This is a genomic window from Streptomyces sp. NPDC050121 (assembly GCF_044460385.1).
GTDB classification, from domain to species: domain Bacteria; phylum Actinomycetota; class Actinomycetes; order Streptomycetales; family Streptomycetaceae; genus Streptomyces; species Streptomyces soliscabiei.
In genome coordinates this window covers 82943-100445 of the sequence record NZ_JBITJV010000011.1, presented here as the reverse complement: position 1 = coordinate 100445, position 17503 = coordinate 82943, and the positions used below count along the sequence as shown (strand labels likewise).

The window sequence follows — 17503 nt, the reverse complement described above, 5'->3', positions numbered from 1 at the left end:
CTCTCGACTCCGCTCGAGCGGGGGGACCCCCAGGTTCGAGCCCCCGCGCACGAACCTAGACTCTTGAGCCATGCGAACTGAGCCTGTCGTCCGGGTCCAGGCCCTGGTGAAGCGGTACGGGACGAAGACGGCGGTGGACGGCCTCGACCTGAGCGCCCGGCCGGGCGTCACCGCCGTCCTCGGGCCCAACGGCGCCGGCAAGTCGACCACGATCGAGATCTGCGAGGGGTACCGCAAGCCGGACTCCGGCACGGTGCACGTCCTCGGCCTCGACCCGGTGAGACAGTCCTGCGACCTGCGCCCCCGGATCGGCGTGATGCTCCAGTCGGGCGGGGTGTACTCCGGTGCCCGGGCCGACGAGATGCTCCGGCACGTGGCGAAGCTGCATGCGCATCCGCTGGACGTCGACGCCCTCGTCGAGCGTCTCGGCCTCGGCTCCTGCGGCCGGACGACCTACCGTCGCCTGTCCGGCGGCCAGCAGCAGCGGCTGGCGCTGGCGATGGCCGTCGTCGGCCGCCCGGAACTGGTCTTCCTGGACGAGCCGACGGCCGGCCTGGACCCGCAGGCCCGCCGCGCCACCTGGGACCTCGTACGGGACCTGCGCGCCGACGGCGTCTCGGTCATCCTCACCACGCACTACATGGACGAGGCCGAGCAGCTCGCCGACGACGTCGCGATCATCGACGCGGGCCGTGTCATCGCCCAGGGCTCCCCCGAGGAGCTGTGCCGCGGCGGCGCCGAGAACACCCTGCGCTTCACCGGCCGCCCCGGCCTCGACGTACAGTCCCTGCTCAAGGCCCTGCCCGCCGACAGCTCCGCCGCCGAGCTGACCCCGGGCTCCTACCGGGTCATGGGCAAGGTCGACCCGCAACTGCTGGCGACGGTCACGTCCTGGTGCGCGCAGCACGGGGTGATGCCGGACCGCATCTCGGTGGAACGGCACACCCTCGAAGACGTCTTTCTTGAGCTGACCGGCAAGGAGTTGCGTTCGTGACCGTCACCGGCACCTATACGCCGAACCCCGGGGCCGCGCCCCTGCCCCGCATGATCGGGACCCAGGCGGCGCTGGAGACCAAGATGCTCCTGCGCAACGGCGAGCAACTGCTGCTCACCGTCGTGATCCCGACGCTTGTGCTGGTCCTGTTCAGCAGCGTGGACATCGTCGACACCGGCGCGGGCAAGGCGGTGGACTTCCTCACCCCCGGCATCCTCGCGCTCGCCGTGATGTCGACGGCCTTCACCGGTCAGGCCATCGCGACCGGCTTCGAACGCCGCTATGGCGTCCTGAAGCGGCTCGCCTCCTCGCCGCTGCCCCGCTGGGGCCTGATGGCGGCGAAGACGCTGTCGGTCCTGGTCACCGAGGTCCTCCAGGTGATCCTCCTGACAGTGATCGCGTTCGCGCTGGGCTGGAACCCGCACGGGAACCCCACGGCCGTCCTGCTGCTCCTGGTCCTCGGCACGGCCGCCTTCTCGGGTCTCGGTCTGCTGATGGCGGGCACCCTGAAGGCGGAGGCGACGCTGGCCGCGGCCAACCTGGTCTTTCTGCTGCTGCTGGTGGGCGGCGGGGTGATCGTCCCGCTCGACAAGTTCCCGCCCGCCGCCCAGGACGTGCTCGGTCTGCTGCCCATCTCGGCCCTCTCGGACGGTCTGCGGGACGTCCTCCAGCACGGCGCGGGCATGCCCTGGGCCGACCTGGGGATCCTCGCGGTCTGGGCGGTCGTCGGGCTCGCGGCGGCCGGCCGGTTCTTCCGCTGGGAGTAGGGACACACGGCGGACGGGGCCCCCTCGTGAAAGCGTGCACAAGCGGCCGCCTACGATGGGAGGCGTGCCAAAAGTGACCCGTGCCGACGCCGTAGCCGCCGTGCGCAACCCCCTCGCCTTCATCGCCGAACGCTGGACCCCCACCCCCCGGACGGTGCAGCGGGCGGCTCTGTTCGCGCTCGTGATGTCGGTGGTCATCGTGGTCACCGGCGGCGCCGTACGCCTCACGGGCTCCGGCCTGGGCTGCCCGACCTGGCCCAAGTGCACCGCCGACTCGCTCACCGCGACCAGCGCGATGGGCTTCCACGGCGCCATCGAGTTCGGCAACCGCATGCTGACGTACGTGCTGTGCGCGGCCGTCGGCTGGGCGATCATCGCCGCGCGCTCCGAGAAGCCGTACCGCAGGAGCCTGACCCGGCTGGGCTGGGCGCAGTTCTGGCTCGTGATGGGCAACGCGGTCCTCGGCGGCATCGTGGTGCTCGTCGGCCTCAACCCGTACACGGTCGCGGCGCACTTCCTGCTGGCCTCGGCGCTCACCGCCGTCGCCACGCTGATGTGGCAGCGCACCCGGGAGGGCGACGGGGCGCCCGAGCCGGTGGTCGGCACGTCGGTGCGGCAACTGGTGTGGTTCCTGGTCGGCGCCTCGGCGCTGCTGATCGCCGTCGGCACGGTGGTCACCGGCTCCGGCCCGCACGCCGGCGACTCCAGCGAGGTCGAGCGGATGCCGCTGGACTGGGAGACGGTGAGCAAGCTGCACGCCGTGCTCGCGTGGATCGTCGTGACGCTGACGTTCGCCCTGTGGTTCGTCCTGAAGGCGGTCGACTCGCCCAAGGGTCCGCTGGACCGCGTCCGGGATCTGTTCCTGGTGCTCCTCGCCCAGGGCGTCATCGGCTACGTCCAGTACTTCACGGATCTCCCCGAGGCCCTGGTCGGGGTGCACATGTTCGGCTCCTGCCTGGTGTGGATCGCGGTGCTGCGGGTGCTGCTGGCGTTGCGCGAACGCCCCGTCGACGGCGTGGACCTCCAGCTGCCCCGGCCCGCCGGCCGCGTCGAGGCGACCTCCCGCTGACGCGGGCGCCGGCACGCGGTCGGTACGCCTCAGCCCAGGCCGTACACCCTGCGCGCGTTGCCCGCCGCGATCAGTCCCGCCACCCGCTGCGCGTCCGTCGGCGACCACGCCCCCTCCGCGACCCAGGTGCCCAGCACCCGTGCCAGGGCCTCGCGGAACAGCCGCGCCCCGACCACGTGCAGCTCGGGCAGCCCCTGCGCGCCGCTGGAGAACAGGATCTTGCCGAAGGGGGCCAGTTCCAGGATCTCCGCGAGGATCGTCGCGGCGCGCGCGCCGGTCCGTACCAGGGCCGCGCCGGAGTCGGCGTACACATGCGGGAAGACACCGGCGAGATGCGCGGCGTGGCGGTGGTAGGGGTAGCCGTGCAGCAGGACGAGGTCGGTGCCCAGGCCGGCCGTCGCGCGGACGAAGTCGGTGAGCAGCACGGGGTCGGTGCGGTCGATGCGCGCCCCCGGCGCCCCGAGGCCCGCGTGCAGTTGCAGGGGCAGTCCCGAGGCGACGGCGATCCACAGCAGATGCCGTAGCAGCACCGGGTCGCTCAGCTCGCCGCCGACCCGCCGGGCGGCCAGCCAGCGGCCCGCCGCGCCCCGCACCTCCCCCGGCCCGGGCGGCTCGGGCGCCAGTGCGAGACCGTGCCGGACGCCCGCGACGGAGGTGAAGGCCACGGCGTGCGCGGCGGCCGCGTGGACCGCCTCGGCGAGGTTGGCGAGGAACGACTCGACGGTGCCCGAGGTGTCCGCGACCTGTTCGGCGAGGAGTTCCAGACGCACGATCTCGCGGGCCTCGGCCGCACCCGTGGAGGCCAGCTCGCACGGTCCGGTGAGGTCGCCGGGCAGGCCCGTGTCGACCAGGTAGGTGGTGATGCCGCTGCCGCGCAGCAGCCGGCGGCCCGCTTCCAGTACGCCGAGTTCACGACGCCGGGCCAGATACCGGGCGGGCGGGGCGTGCGGTTCCAGGCCGAGCAGCGGGGGGCACCAACGGCGTACCGCGAACCCGGTCTGGGTGTCGAAGAGCGTCGTACCTGGGGCGGGCGGGCCCTCGGTACGCGCCAGCTGGGCCTCGAAGGTGCCGAGACCCAGCTCCGTTCTCAGGACGCCGTGGCAGTACTGGTCCACCAAGGACGGCGTTTCGATCATCCGGACTCCCCTGGACTGGACCTCGTGCTCCTGAGGTCCTAACGGGTGAACCGGGTGTCAGGTAGTGCCGAAGGAGTCCTTCAGCTGTTCTTCGGTCCGCCGACCTGGATCCCCGCCATGCGGCTCCACTCGTACGGTCCGGTCTTCACCTTGGCCGCGAACTCGCCGTCGAAGGTCTCGTGGAGTGTGAGGCCGGCCTTCTCGACGGCCTGCCGGGCGATCTGAACCGAGGGGGCCACGAGGTCGCCCCAGCCGCCGTCCTCGCCGACGAGGACGATGCGGGCGCCGCGCTCGCCGATGTACGCGACCTGCGCCTCGGCGCCGCCGTGCTCCTTGGAGAAAGCGTTGATCTGCTTGCTGAGGCGGGCGGTGCTGCGCTCGGCCTTCGCGTCAACCTGCTGCGTGTCTGCCATGGGCAGGATGCTACCGACGGGTAGATCGAACGGCGACGGCCGCAGGGCGTGACGCTTACCTCAGGAAGGGGTCCACCGCGACCGCCACGAACAGCAGCGACACATAGGTGATGGACCAGTGGAACAGCCGCATCTCCTTCAGCTTCCCGCCCGTCGCCTCGGCCTTCGCGCGGGTCTGCAGCGCGTGCGCCTCCCACAGCCACCAGCCGCCGGCCACCAGCGCGACCGAGGTGTAGAACCAGCCGGTGTAGCCCAACGGGGTCAGCAGCAGCGAGACGACGACCATCACCCAGCTGTAGAGGACGATCTGCTTGGCGACGACCTTGTTGGAGGCGACGACCGGCAGCATCGGCACGCCCACGCGCGCGTAGTCGTCCTTCACCTTCATGGACAGCGGCCAGTAGTGCGGCGGCGTCCAGAAGAACATGACGAGGAAGAGGATGACCGGGGCCCAGGACACGGAGTCGGTGACGGCCGACCAGCCGATCAGCACCGGCATACAGCCCGCGATGCCGCCCCACACGATGTTCTGCGAGGTACGCCGCTTGAGAATCATCGTGTAGACGACGACGTAGAAGAGGAGGGCGCCGAGGGCGAGCCAGGCCGACAGCCAGTTGACGGTCAGGCCGAACAGGAGCGTCGAGACCACCGCGAGGGTGATGCCGAAGGCGAGACATTCACCCGGGCTGACCATCCCGGTGACCAGCGGGCGCTGCGAGGTGCGGTCCATCAGCGCGTCGATGTCGCGGTCGATGTACATGTTCAGCGCGTTGGCGCCGCCCGCGGAGAGGTAGCCGCCGAGGCAGGTCAGCAGCACCAGAGAGAGGTCCGGGACGCCCTGCTGCGCCAGGAACATCACCGGGACGGTGGTGATCAGCAGCAGCTCGATGATCCGCGGCTTGGTCAGCGCCACGAACGCCTTGACCCGGGCCCCGAGCGGCCGCCGGTTCGGGCTCTGGCTCGTCCCGATAATCCCCTCCCCCAGCGCCTTAAGGGCCTGGGAGGTACCCCCAGGACGGGATTCAACGGCCGTCACGCACACCCCTGACAGAGACTCCCAGCGAGCCCGCCCGTGTGAATACGGGGTAAAGGCTCGCGCGTACCACGCCACTGTAGACGTTGCCCATACCCCGTTATTCGCGGGGGTGGGGTCGTGTTGGACGGCGGCGGCGGAAGAGCCGGGGACCACTCTGTTGAGCACTCGTACGAGCGGCTCCGTATTCACTTGCTGAACAGGAAACACGCCGGTCGGGAGGCGGATCCCGAAGAGTCCCAGCAGTCTGGAATGACTCGAAAAAATGCACGTTCTGTCGGGGGTAGGCTCGACCACGGCCGGTGGGCGCCGCGTGCACCGGCATTCGACATGCGTGACATGTGGAGAGGAGCCCTGACCCAGGGTGAGCACCAAGCCGACCACCACAGACCTCGAGTGGACCGAGTTGGACCAGCGGGCCGTCGACACCGCCCGCGTCCTGGCCGCCGATGCCGTACAGAAGGTCGGCAACGGCCATCCCGGTACGGCCATGAGCCTGGCGCCTGCCGCGTACACCCTCTTCCAGAAGGTGATGCGGCACGACCCGGCGGACGCCGACTGGGTGGGCCGCGACCGGTTCGTGCTGTCCGCGGGCCACTCGTCCCTGACCCTCTACACCCAGCTGTACCTGGCCGGCTTCGGCCTGGAGCTGGACGACCTGAAGTCGTTCCGCACGTGGGGCTCGAAGACGCCGGGGCACCCGGAGTACGGGCACACCACGGGCGTGGAGACGACGACCGGCCCGCTGGGCCAGGGTGTCGCCAACGCCGTCGGCATGGCGATGGCCGCCCGCTACGAGCGCGGTCTGTTCGACCCCGACGCCCCGGTCGGCGAGTCGCCGTTCGACCACTTCGTCTACGCGATCGCCGGTGACGGCTGCCTCCAGGAGGGCATCTCCGCCGAGGCGTCCTCGCTGGCCGGGCACCAGAAGCTCGGCAACCTGATCCTGCTGTGGGACGACAACCACATCTCGATCGAGGGCGACACCGAGACGGCCGTCTCCGAGGACACCGCCAAGCGGTACGAGGCGTACGGCTGGCATGTGCAGCGCGTCGCCCCGAAGCCGGACGGCGACCTCGACCCGCACGCCCTCTACAACGCGATCGAGGCCGCGAAGCAGGTGACGGACAAGCCGTCCTTCATCGCGATGCGCTCGATCATCGCCTGGCCCGCGCCGAACGCGCAGAACACCGAGGCGGCGCACGGCTCGGCCCTCGGCGACGACGAGGTCGCGGCCACCAAGCGCGTCCTGGGCTTCGACCCGGAGCAGAGCTTCGAGGTCGCCGACGAGGTCATCGGCCACACCCGGGGCGCCCTGGAGCGCGGCCAGGCGGCCCGCGCGGTGTGGGAGAAGTCCTTCCAGCAGTGGCGGGACAACAACCCCGACCGCGCCGCCGAGTTCGACCGTGTCGCCGCGGGCGAGCTGCCCACCGGCTGGGAGGAGAAGCTCCCGGTCTTCGAGCCCGGCAAGGGCGTCGCCACGCGTGCCGCCTCGGGCAAGGTGCTGCAGGCGCTCGGCGCGGTCATCCCCGAACTGTGGGGCGGCTCCGCCGACCTCGCCGGCTCCAACAACACGACGATCGACAAGACGTCGTCGTTCCTCCCGGCGGACAACCCGCTACCGGAGGCGAACCCGTACGGCCGCACGATCCACTTCGGCATCCGCGAGCACTCCATGGCCGCGGAGATGAACGGCATCGCGCTGCACGGCAACACCCGCATCTACGGCGGCACGTTCCTCGTGTTCTCCGACTACATGCGCAACGCCGTACGCCTGTCCGCGCTCATGCACCTGCCGGTGACATACGTGTGGACGCACGACTCCATCGGTCTGGGCGAGGACGGCCCCACGCACCAGCCGGTCGAGCACCTCGCGTCGCTGCGCGCCATCCCGGGCCTGAACGTCGTCCGCCCGGCCGACGCCAACGAGACCACGATCGCCTGGCGCGAGATCCTCAGGCGCTGGACGAAGGTCTTCGGCAAGGGCGCCCCGCACGGTCTGGCCCTCACCCGCCAGGGTGTGCCGACGTACGAGCCCAACGAGGACGCGGCCAAGGGCGGTTACGTCCTGTTCGAGGCCTCCACGGGGACGCCCGAGGTGATCCTCGTCGCGACCGGTTCCGAGGTGCACGTGGCCGTCGAGGCACGCGAGCAGCTGGAGGCCGACGGCGTGCCGACGCGCGTCGTGTCCATGCCGTGCGTGGAGTGGTTCGAGGAGCAGGACCAGGGGTACCGGGACAGCGTCCTGCCCCCGTCCGTCAAGGCCCGGGTCTCGGTCGAGGCGGGCATCGGTCTCACCTGGCACAAGTACGTCGGGGACGCCGGTCGCATCGTTTCCCTGGAGCACTTCGGTGCTTCCGCCGACGGCAAGGTCCTCTTCCAGGAGTACGGCTTCACTGCGCAGAACGTGGCCGCACAGGCCCGTGAATCCCTCACCGCCGCCCAGCGCTGACGCTCACATACGACACGTAGGAGATGTAATTCCATGACAGACGCACTCAAGCGCCTCTCCGAGGAGGGCGTCGCGATCTGGCTGGACGACCTGTCGCGCAAGCGGATCACGTCCGGCAACCTCGCGGAACTGATCGACCAGCAGCACGTCGTGGGCGTCACCACCAACCCGTCGATCTTCCAGAAGGCGATCTCGCAGGGCGACGGCTACGACCAGCAGCTGTCGGACCTCGCCGCCCGCAAGGTGACGGTCGAGGAGGCCATCCGCATGATCACGACGGCGGACGTCCGGGACGCCGCCGACATCCTGCGCCCGGTCTTCGACGCCACCGGCGGCCAGGACGGCCGGGTGTCCATCGAGGTCGACCCGCGCCTGGCGCACCACACCAAGCCGACGGTCGCCGAGGCCAAGCAGCTGGCCTGGCTGGTGGACCGGCCCAACACGCTGATCAAGATCCCGGCCACCCGGGCGGGCCTGCCGGCGATCACCGAGGTCATCGGCAACGGCATCAGCGTCAACGTCACTCTGATCTTCTCGCTGGAGCGCTACCGCGAGGTCATGGACGCCTACCTGGCGGGCCTGGAAAAGGCGCAGGCCAAGGGCCTGGACCTGTCCCTGATCCACTCCGTGGCGTCCTTCTTCGTGTCCCGCGTGGACACCGAGATCGACAAGCGGCTCGACGCGCTCGGCACCGACGAGGCCAAGGCCGCCCGCGGCAAGGCCGGCGTCGCCAACGCCCGCCTGGCCTACCAGGCGTACGAGGAGGTCTTCGCGGGCGAGCGCTGGAGCGCGCTGGAGAAGGCGGGCGCGAACAAGCAGCGTCCGCTGTGGGCCTCCACCGGCGTGAAGGACCCCGCGTACAAGGACACCCTGTACGTGGACGACCTGGTGGCGCCGAACACGGTCAACACCATGCCGGAGGCGACCCTGTTCGCCACCGAGGACCACGGGCAGATCACCGGCAACGCGGTCGCCGGCACCTATGAGCAGGCCCGCGCCGAGCTCGACGCCGTCGAAAAGCTCGGGATCTCCTACGACGACGTGGTGCAGCTGCTCGAGGACGAGGGCGTCGAGAAGTTCGAGGCCTCCTGGAACGACCTGCTCAAGTCGACCGAGGCGGAGCTGGAACGCCTCGCCCCCTCGGAGGGCTGAAATCTTGTCGCCTCATTCCGGTTCCGGAGCGAATCCGCTCCGTGATCCCGCAGACCGACGGCTCCCGCGTATCGCGGGGCCGTCGGGCCTGGTCATCTTCGGCGTCACGGGCGATTTGTCCCGGAAGAAGCTCATGCCCGCCGTGTACGACCTCGCCAACCGGGGTCTGCTGCCGCCGGGCTTCTCGCTGGTGGGCTTCGCGCGCCGCGAGTGGGAGCACGAGGACTTCGCGCAGGAGGTCCACGACGCCGTCAAGGCTCACGCCCGCACGACCTTCCGCGAGGAGGTCTGGCAGCAGCTCGTCCAGGGCATGCGCTTCGTGCAGGGCACCTTCGACGACGACGACGCGTTCGAGCGGCTGCGCTCGACGATCGAGGACCTCGACAAGGCGCAGGGCACGGGCGGCAACTTCGCCTTCTACCTGTCCGTGCCGCCGCGGTCCTTCCCCGTGGTCATCCAGCAGCTGAAGAAGCACGGGCTGGCGGACCAGAAGGGCGGCTCCTGGCGGCGCGCGGTCATCGAGAAGCCCTTCGGCCACGACCTCGCCTCGGCCGTGGAGCTCAACCAGGTCGTCCACGAGGTCTTCGCCCCGGACCAGGTCTTCCGCATCGACCACTACCTGGGCAAGGAGACCGTCCAGAACATCCTGGCGCTGCGGTTCGCGAACACGATGTTCGAGCCGATCTGGAACCGGTCCTTCGTGGACCATGTGCAGATCACGATGGCCGAGGACATCGGCATCGGCGGCCGGGCCGGCTACTACGACGGCATCGGCGCCGCCCGTGACGTCATCCAGAACCACCTGCTCCAGCTGATGGCGCTGACCGCGATGGAGGAGCCCTCCTCCTTCGACGCGGACGCGCTGGCCGCCGAGAAGACCAAGGTGCTCGGGGCCGTACGGCTGCCGAAGGACCTGGGCCGCGACACCGTGCGCGGCCAGTACGCGGCCGGCTGGCAGGGCGGCGAGAAGGCCGTCGGCTACCTCGAGGAAGAGGGCATCGACCCCAAGTCGAAGACCGACACCTACGCCGCCATCAAGGTGGAGGTCGACAACCGCCGCTGGGCGGGCGTCCCCTTCTACCTGCGCACCGGCAAGCGCCTCGGCCGCCGGGTCACCGAGATCGCGGTGGTCTTCCAGCGGGCGCCGCACTCCCCGTTCGACTCCACGGCCACCGAGGAGCTCGGCGCGAACGCGATCGTCATTCGCGTCCAGCCCGACGAGGGCATCACCGTCCGCTTCGGCTCCAAGGTGCCCGGCACCTCCATGGAGATCCGGGACGTGTCGATGGACTTCGCCTACGGCGAGTCCTTCACGGAGTCCTCGCCCGAGGCGTACGAGCGGCTCATCCTCGACGTGCTGCTGGGCGACTCGAACCTCTTCCCCCGCACGGAAGAGGTGGAGCTGTCCTGGAAGATCCTCGACCCGATCGAGCAGTACTGGGACAGGAACGGCAGGCCCGCGCAGTACCCGTCGGGCACGTGGGGGCCCGTCGAGGCCGACGAGATGCTCGAGCGAGACGGACGGAGCTGGCGCCGGCCATGAAGATAGACCTCACGGACACCACGGCCAGCAAGATCAACAAGGCGTTGGTGCAGGGCCGCCGCGCCATCGGCACGCCCGCCGTCGGCATGGTGCTCACCCTCGTCGTCGTGACGGACGAGGAGAACGCCTACGACGCCCTGAAGGCCGCGAACGACGCGTCGCACGAGCACCCCTCGCGCACGCTCGTGGTCATCAAGCGTGTCTCGCGCTCCCCCCGGGGCCGCACCCAGTCCCGCCTCGACGCCGAGGTACGGGTGGGCGCGGACGCGGGCACCGGCGAGACGGTCGTCCTGCGGCTGTACGGCGAGGTCGCCGACCACGCCCAGTCGGTCGTCCTGCCACTGCTGCTGCCGGACGCGCCGGTGGTGGTCTGGTGGTCGGTGGACGCCCCGCGCGATCCGGCGGGCGACCCGCTGGGCGCCCTGGGCCAGCGCCGGGTCACCGACAGCTACGCGGCGGAGAAGCCCGTGGGCGAACTGCGGGCGCGCGCCGAGAGCTACGAGCCGGGCGACACCGACCTGGCGTGGGCCCGGATCACCCCGTGGCGCTCGATGCTGGCCGCCGCCCTCGACCAGGTCAGCGCCGAGATCGTGTCCGCCGAGGTGGCGGGCGAAGAGGCCAACCCGAGCGTCGAACTGCTCGCCATGTGGCTCGCCGACCGGCTCCATGTGCACGTCCGGCGCGCGATCTCCGCGGGTCCCGGGCTGACCCAGGTACGGATGGAGACGACCGGCGGCCCCATCACGCTGCACCGCTCGGACGGCGCGATGGCCACGCTGGCGCTGCCGGGCCAGCCGGACCGCGCGGTGGCTCTCAAGCGCCGTGAGACGTCCGAGCTGCTCGCGGAGGAGCTGCGCAGGCTCGACCCGGACGACACGTACGCGTCCGCGCTGCGGTTCGGCGTGGACCGGCTGGGCGGGATCCAGTCGGCGGCGGAGCGGGTCGAGGCGGCAGCCTCGCAGCCCGTGCCGTCCCTCCCGGTCCGTGCGGTGCCGGACCCGGCGGCCGTGACCGCCGTGACCGCCGCGGGCCGCTCGTCCGCGCCGGCTCGGCCGTCCGCCGCCCCGGCGGGCCAGGGCGAAGGCAAGGGCGAGGGACAGGGCCAGAACCCGGGCCAGAGTCAGGGCGAGGGCGAGCGGCCCACTCCGGCGCAGATGCCCCCGGTCAGGAAAGCGGACTCGCCGTGAGCACCCCCCAGCTGGTCGTGCACCACGACAAGGAGCTGATGGCGCAGGCCGCCGCGGCCCGCCTCATCACGAAGATCGTGGACGCGCAGGCCTCCCGGGGCCACGCGTCCGTGGTCCTCACGGGCGGCCGCAACGGCAACGGCCTGCTCGCCGCGCTGGCCGCCGCGCCCGCCCGCGACGCCGTCGACTGGGCCCGGCTCGACCTGTGGTGGGGCGACGAACGCTTCCTGCCCGAGGGCGACCCGGAGCGCAACGTCACGCAGGCCCGTGCGGCCCTGCTGGACTCCGTCCCCGTGGACCCCGAGCGCGTGCACGCCATGCCCGCGTCCGACGGTCCCTACGGCGCCGACGTCGAGGCGGCCGCGGAAGCCTACGCCGAGGAGCTGGCCCGCGCGGCCGGCCCCGAGAACCACGGCGCCGTGCCCACCTTCGACGTCCTGATGCTGGGCGTCGGCCCGGACACCCATGTGGCCTCGCTCTTCCCGGAGCTGCCGGCCGTGCGGGAGACCGAGCGCACGGTGGTCGGGGTGCACGGTGCGCCCAAGCCGCCGCCGACCCGGGTCACCCTCACCCTCCCGGCGATCCGGGCGGCCCGTGAGGTGTGGCTGCTCGCGGCCGGCGAGGACAAGGCACAGGCCGCGGCGATCGCCCTGTCCGGCGCGGGCGAGATCCAGGCCCCGGCGGCCGGTGCCCAGGGCCGCGCCCGCACCCTGTGGCTCCTGGACACCGCGGCGGCCTCCCGGCTCCCGAGGTCGCTGTACCCGCCGGCGTCCCCCTGACCCGGACAGCTCTCCATGGAACCCGTACGGTCAACGGCCGTACGGGTTCTGTCCGTTGTAGGGCTGGTAGGGGCCGCCGCCGTACGGGTTCTGCGGCGGCGGGGCGTACGGCGCCCCGTAGGGATGGCCGTAGGGGTGGCCGTACGGGTTTCCCTGCGGCGGGAACCGGGGCGGCACCGCGGCCTGCGCCGGGGGCAAGGTGGCCGGGTGGGCGGAGAGCCGGATGCCGTAGCGGCGCTTGAGCCGACTGGTCTCCAGCAGCGCGATGCCCGTCACGGTCAGCGGCGCGCCCAGGATGAAGACGATGCCCATGGTGAGGCTCAGTCCGTGCAGATCGCCCGTGACGAGGTCGGGGACCGCCATCAGCCAGGTCGTCACCGTGGCGAGCAGCGGCGGCAGGGACCGGTGCACGGCGGCCGTGCCGAAGAAGTTCCCGGAGACCTGCACCGCTCCGTAGATCACCATGCCGGTCAGCCAGAGCGCCGTGAAGCCGAGCGGCACCAGCCAGAAGCCACCGAGCGCCATCGTCCCCTGCCACAGGAACACCAACCCGACGACCGAGCCGATGAAGAACAGCAGCAGCTTGAGCGAGTTCACGAGCGGCACCCGCATCTGGCGGATCGTCCCGGTGCGTCGCCACACGAAGAGCATCACGCCGACCGTCAGCGGCGTGATGAGGAGCACGACGACGGACGCCGTCAGCATGTTCTCCAGCACTTCCTCGAAGGCGAACTTGCGCTGTACGAAGGTGTACACGCCGAAAGCGGCGACGGCTCCGGCGATGATGCGTGCCTTCTTGAGCCGGTCCACGGACGGATCGACCGACGGCGGGATCCACGCCGGGTGGTACAGCGCCTGCGCCACCTGTTTCGGTTGCAGGACCGACCGCATCGACAGTCTGTCGCTCATCCAGTTCCCGCGCGTGCCGGCCAACTTCCACTCCCCCGAGTCGTCGCTGCGTGATCCTCGCGGATCTTAACGGAAGCGGACCGGCTCCCGCCGCCCGCTTCCCGTCCCTTCCCACCTCGCCTAACGGCCGCGCAGTTCCCGGTACTTGGCGACGAGCGCGGTCGTCGACCCGTCGAGACCCGGTACGTCCGCGCCTTCCGTCAACGCCGGCTCGACGCGCTTGGCGAGGACCTTGCCGAGCTCCACGCCCCACTGGTCGAAGGAGTCGATGTTCCACACCGCGCCCTGCACGAACACCTTGTGCTCGTACAGCGCGACGAGCTGACCGAGGACCGAGGGGGTCAGCTCACGGGCGAGGATCGTGGTCGTGGGGTGGTCGCCCTTGAACGTCTTGTGGGCCACCAGCTCCTGCGGGACGCCCTCCGCGCGCACCTCCTCGGGCGTCTTGCCGAAGGCCAGCGCCTGCGTCTGCGCGAAGAAGTTCGCCATCAGCAGGTCGTGCTGGGCCTTGAGTCCGTCGCTCAGCTCGGCGACCGGCTCGGCGAAGCCGATGAAGTCGGCCGGGATGAGCTTCGTGCCCTGGTGGATCAACTGGTAGTAGGCGTGCTGCCCGTTGGTGCCCGGCGTGCCCCAGACGATCGGGCCGGTCTGCCAGTCGACCTCCTTGCCGTCACGCCCGACGTACTTGCCGTTGGACTCCATGTCCAACTGCTGGAGGTAGGCGGCGAACTTGGACAGGTAGTGGCTGTAGGGCAGTACCGCGTGCGACTGGGCGTCGTGGAAATTGCCGTACCAGATGCCCAGCAGGCCCAGCAGCAGCGGCACGTTGGACTCGGCGGGCGCGGTGCGGAAGTGCTCGTCGACGAGGTGGAAGCCGTCGAGCATCTCGCGGAAGCGGTCGGGCCCGATGGCGATCATCAGCGACAGGCCGATCGCCGAGTCGAAGGAGTAGCGGCCGCCGACCCAGTCCCAGAACTCGAACATGTTGGCGGTGTCGATGCCGAAGCCGGCGACCTTCTCCGCGTTCGTCGACAGAGCGACGAAGTGCTGTGCGACGGCCGACTCTGCCCCACCGAGCGCGTCCAGCAGCCAGGTGCGGGCCGAGGTCGCGTTGGTGATCGTCTCGATGGTGGTGAACGTCTTGGAGGCGATGATGAACAGCGTCTCGGCCGGATCCAGGTCGCGGGTGGCCTCGTGCAGGTCGGCGCCGTCCACGTTCGACACGAAGCGGACCGTGAGGTCGCGGTCGGTGTAGCTGCGCAGCACCTCGTAGGCCATGGCCGGGCCCAGGTCGGAGCCGCCGATGCCGATGTTGATCACGTTCTTGATGCGCCGGCCGGTGTGGCCGGTCCAGGCCCCGGAGCGCACGCGTCCGGCGAAGTCGGCCATCTTGTCCAGGACGGCGTGCACCGCCGGGACGACGTTCTCCCCGTCGACCTCGATCACCGCGTCGCGCGGGGCGCGCAGCGCGGTGTGCAGCACGGCGCGGTCCTCGGTGGTGTTGATCTTCTCGCCGCGGAACATGGCGTCCCTGAGGCCGAACACGTCGCCGGCGGCGGCCAGCTCACGCAACAGCCGCAGCGTCTCCTCGGTGACGAGGTGCTTGGAGTAGTCGATGTGCAGGTCCCCGACCTGCACCGTGTATCCGGCGCCGCGCTCGGGGTCGGCGGCGAACAGCTCCCGCAGCCGCACCTCTCCGAGTTCCTCGCGGTGTTTGGCCAGAGCGGTCCACTCGGGCGTCTGGTTGAGCCTCGTACGGCCGTCTGCGTTCATGTCGGACTTCAGCCCTTCCTCACCTGTCCGTGCTGCCTCGCACGGCTTGCCCCGCCGCTCCCAACCTAGTTGATCAGGAGGTGACGTGAGCGGACGTGCCACGGCCTCGCGGGGCAACAACAGGTACGTCCGCCTTGCCCGCCGGTATCAACGCGGCGACGGCGAGTGCGAAGAGCAGGGCCGCCAGCAGTGCGGGCGCGTTGAGGCCGAAGGCCCGGGCCGCCGCTCCGCCGAGCAGGGCGCCCACGGGGGCGCCGGAGGTGGAGGCCGTGCGGAAGGCGGAGGCGATGCGGCCCACCATGGGCGCCGGGCTGCGCCGCTGCATCAGCGTGACCTGGTTGACGTTCCACACCATGTTCATGAGGCCGAGCAGCAGCATGCCCGCGAGCAGGGCGCCGAGGTGCCGCACGGTGCCCATGAGCAGCAGCGAGGCCGTCTGGACGGTTCCGCCGAGCAGCAGGGCGCGGGCTCTGCCGACGCGGCGCGCGAGGCGCTGGGCGAGGAGACCGCCGACGAGGCTGCCGAGCGCGTAGACCGTCATCGCGGCGGCGAATCCGGTGTCGCCGGCGTGCAGCCAGCGCGTCACGTGCAGGACCAGGGTGGCGATCAGGGCGCCCATGCCGATGTTGCACAGCAGGGTGGCCAGGCAGATCGGCCGCAGGACGCGGTCGCCCCACAGGTGGCGCAGGCCCTCGCCGATCTCCGCGCGCAGGGTGCTGCCGGCGGGGCGCGGCTCCCGCTCGGCCGGCCGTATCCGCAGGGAGGCCACCAGGGCGGCGGCCAGCAGATACGTGCCCGCGTCGGCGGCGAACGGCATACAGGCGCCCACGCCGAGCAGCAGCGGCACCAACGGGCCCGCCGGCAGGCCGCCCGCGAGCTGCTGGCCGGTCATCAGGCGGGCATTGGCCGCGCCGAGGGCCTCGGCGTCCACCAGGGAGGGCAGCAGGGCCGTGGAGGCGTTGTCGAAGAGCGTCTGAAGGGTGGTCAGCAGGAAGGCGAGGGCGAGCAGCAGAGGGATGGAGGCGTGACCGAGTCCCACGGCGAGGGCGAAGGCGGCGACGAGCAGGCCGCGCACGGTGTCCACGGCCCACATCGCGCGCCGCTGGTCCACCCGGTCGGCGACGGCCCCGCCGAGCAGCCCGAACAGCAGCCAGGGGAGGTAGGCGCAGGCGGTCACGGAGGCGATGACCAGCGGCTCGTCCGTGAGCTGCACGGCGAGCAGGGGCAGCGCGGTCGTCCGCAGCGCGTCCCCGAAGCGCGAGATCACGGCGGCGCTCCACAGCCGCCCGAACCCCCCGCGCCACGCGGGCGCGCGACCGCCCACCACACCGACCGTCGCCACACGTCCCCCTCATGGTTCGCCGGTTCACCGCACACACGAGAACCGCTACGAAAACCGTAGAGGGCACCACTGACAACCGGTCCGCACCCGGACCCCGCCGGCCCGCGAAACAACTCCGGCCAGGCGCCTGTAGGCACCCGGCCGGTCTCGTCAACTTCTAGATCTCGCCCCGCAGTTTGGCGAGCGCCTCGGCGAGGATCGCTTCGCCGTCCGCGTCGCTGCGCCGCTCCCGCACGTAGGCGAGGTGCGTCTTGTAGGGCTCGGTGCGGGGTGGGTCCGGGGGGTTGTCCCGGTCCTGTCCGGCGGGAAAGCCGCAGCGCGGGCAGTCCCAGGTCTCGGGAACCTGCGCGTCGCTGGCGAAGCTGGGCACCGTCTCGTGTCCGTTGGAGCACCAGAAGGAGATGCGCAGACGCGGCGCGGACTCGCCCCGCTCGGCCTCGCCCATCGGCCCCGCCCCGACCCGGCTTCCTCGGATCGCGTTGCCACTTGCCACGGTCGTAACTCCCTGCGTGATGGTGCCGCAAAGCGAGTCGGCGTTTCGCTTCGCTGCGAGCGCCTCAGTCTACGTAAGGCCCAACGCGCGTCCAGTGATTGGAGTTACAGCTCCCACACCTAGACGCAAGCCCCATGATAGGCCGCGCTCAGCTGCGCGTACCGAACATGGGGCCTTACGTACCGGAATGTGCGTACCTGCGAGAGACTGATCAGCTCTTCATCACGATGCCGAGGACGATGATGCAGGCGAACCACAGGAAAGCGATGACGACGGTGATGCGGTCGAGGTTGCGCTCGGCGACCGAGGAGCCGCCGACGGAGGACTGCATGCCGCCACCGAACATGTCGGAGAGGCCGCCGCCCTTCCCCTTGTGCATCAGCACCAGCAGCATCAGCAGCAGGCTGAAGACGATCAGGGCGATCGAGAACCCCAAAACCACGGCTGGACCAACTTCCTCG

General features: G+C 70.8%; 16 protein-coding genes. 8 read left to right on the top strand and 8 right to left on the bottom strand.

Features of this window, described 5'->3' with window-relative positions:
* Positions 1-70: 70 nt before the first annotated feature.
* From ACIBTS_RS18755 to ACIBTS_RS18745, 3 genes are read left to right on the top strand one after another with little or no spacing between them, the layout of a single operon-like run.
* Positions 71-994, top strand: a complete 924-nt coding sequence (locus ACIBTS_RS18755) for an ABC transporter ATP-binding protein (RefSeq protein WP_399320618.1) — start codon at positions 71-73, stop codon at positions 992-994.
* Between the two features lie 50 nt (positions 995-1044).
* Positions 1045-1761: an ABC transporter permease gene (locus ACIBTS_RS18750; protein ID WP_399320799.1), complete on the top strand. Its 717-nt coding sequence runs from the start codon at positions 1045-1047 to the stop codon at positions 1759-1761.
* A gap of 55 nt (positions 1762-1816) precedes the next feature.
* Positions 1817-2830 carry a heme A synthase gene (locus tag ACIBTS_RS18745; protein ID WP_399320616.1) on the top strand — a complete coding sequence of 338 codons (1014 nt, stop codon included), beginning with the start codon at positions 1817-1819 and terminating at the stop codon, positions 2828-2830.
* Between the two features lie 29 nt (positions 2831-2859).
* Here the strand turns inward: ACIBTS_RS18745 and ACIBTS_RS18740 are convergent, their stop codons facing one another.
* The 3 genes from ACIBTS_RS18740 to ACIBTS_RS18730 form a co-directional block, all read right to left on the bottom strand.
* Positions 2860-3966: an amidohydrolase family protein gene (locus ACIBTS_RS18740; RefSeq protein ID WP_399320614.1), complete on the bottom strand. Its 1107-nt coding sequence runs from the start codon at positions 3964-3966 to the stop codon at positions 2860-2862.
* A gap of 80 nt (positions 3967-4046) precedes the next feature.
* Positions 4047-4379: a hypothetical protein gene (locus ACIBTS_RS18735; RefSeq protein WP_319670472.1), complete on the bottom strand. Its 333-nt coding sequence runs from the start codon at positions 4377-4379 to the stop codon at positions 4047-4049.
* Between the two features lie 55 nt (positions 4380-4434).
* Positions 4435-5421 carry a heme o synthase gene (locus ACIBTS_RS18730; protein WP_399320612.1) on the bottom strand — a complete coding sequence of 329 codons (987 nt, stop codon included), beginning with the start codon at positions 5419-5421 and terminating at the stop codon, positions 4435-4437.
* 355 nt (positions 5422-5776) lie between these two features.
* Here ACIBTS_RS18730 and tkt point away from each other — a divergent pair, with 355 nt between their 5' ends.
* From tkt to pgl, 5 genes are read left to right on the top strand one after another with little or no spacing between them, the layout of a single operon-like run.
* On the top strand, positions 5777-7864 hold the full coding sequence (tkt, locus tag ACIBTS_RS18725) for a transketolase (RefSeq protein WP_399320611.1): 2088 nt from the start codon (positions 5777-5779) through the stop codon (positions 7862-7864).
* Positions 7865-7897: 33 nt separating this feature from the next.
* A complete protein-coding gene (tal, locus tag ACIBTS_RS18720) occupies positions 7898-9016 on the top strand; it encodes a transaldolase (protein WP_319670475.1) in 1119 nt (372 codons plus the stop codon).
* 4 nt (positions 9017-9020) lie between these two features.
* Positions 9021-10559, top strand: coding sequence for a glucose-6-phosphate dehydrogenase (gene zwf, locus ACIBTS_RS18715; RefSeq protein WP_399320609.1), 1539 nt, complete (start codon positions 9021-9023; stop codon positions 10557-10559).
* A complete protein-coding gene (opcA, locus tag ACIBTS_RS18710; RefSeq protein WP_399320608.1) occupies positions 10556-11746 on the top strand; it encodes a glucose-6-phosphate dehydrogenase assembly protein OpcA in 1191 nt (396 codons plus the stop codon). Before zwf ends, opcA begins: the two co-directional genes overlap by 4 nt.
* Positions 11743-12525: a 6-phosphogluconolactonase gene (gene pgl / locus ACIBTS_RS18705; RefSeq protein ID WP_399320606.1), complete on the top strand. Its 783-nt coding sequence runs from the start codon at positions 11743-11745 to the stop codon at positions 12523-12525. Before opcA ends, pgl begins: the two co-directional genes overlap by 4 nt.
* Before the next feature lie 30 nt (positions 12526-12555).
* Here the strand turns inward: pgl and ACIBTS_RS18700 are convergent, their stop codons facing one another.
* The 5 genes from ACIBTS_RS18700 to secG all read right to left on the bottom strand — a co-directional run bounded on the left by ACIBTS_RS18700 (position 12556) and on the right by secG (position 17484).
* Positions 12556-13434: a hypothetical protein gene (locus ACIBTS_RS18700; protein WP_399320604.1), complete on the bottom strand. Its 879-nt coding sequence runs from the start codon at positions 13432-13434 to the stop codon at positions 12556-12558.
* 120 nt (positions 13435-13554) lie between these two features.
* Complete coding sequence (gene pgi, locus ACIBTS_RS18695; RefSeq protein WP_399320602.1) at positions 13555-15207, bottom strand: glucose-6-phosphate isomerase; 1653 nt, start codon at positions 15205-15207, stop codon at positions 13555-13557.
* Between the two features lie 73 nt (positions 15208-15280).
* On the bottom strand, positions 15281-16549 hold the full coding sequence (locus ACIBTS_RS18690; protein ID WP_399320600.1) for an MFS transporter: 1269 nt from the start codon (positions 16547-16549) through the stop codon (positions 15281-15283).
* Positions 16550-16706: 157 nt separating this feature from the next.
* Positions 16707-17042 (bottom strand): RNA polymerase-binding protein RbpA, encoded by a 336-nt coding sequence (locus tag ACIBTS_RS18685; RefSeq protein ID WP_078615979.1) that lies wholly within the window; start codon positions 17040-17042, stop codon positions 16707-16709.
* Between the two features lie 211 nt (positions 17043-17253).
* The gene (secG, locus tag ACIBTS_RS18680; RefSeq protein ID WP_399320598.1) at positions 17254-17484 is read right to left on the bottom strand and encodes a preprotein translocase subunit SecG; all 231 of its coding nucleotides are present in this window, start codon (positions 17482-17484) and stop codon (positions 17254-17256) included.
* Positions 17485-17503: the final 19 nt, after the last annotated feature.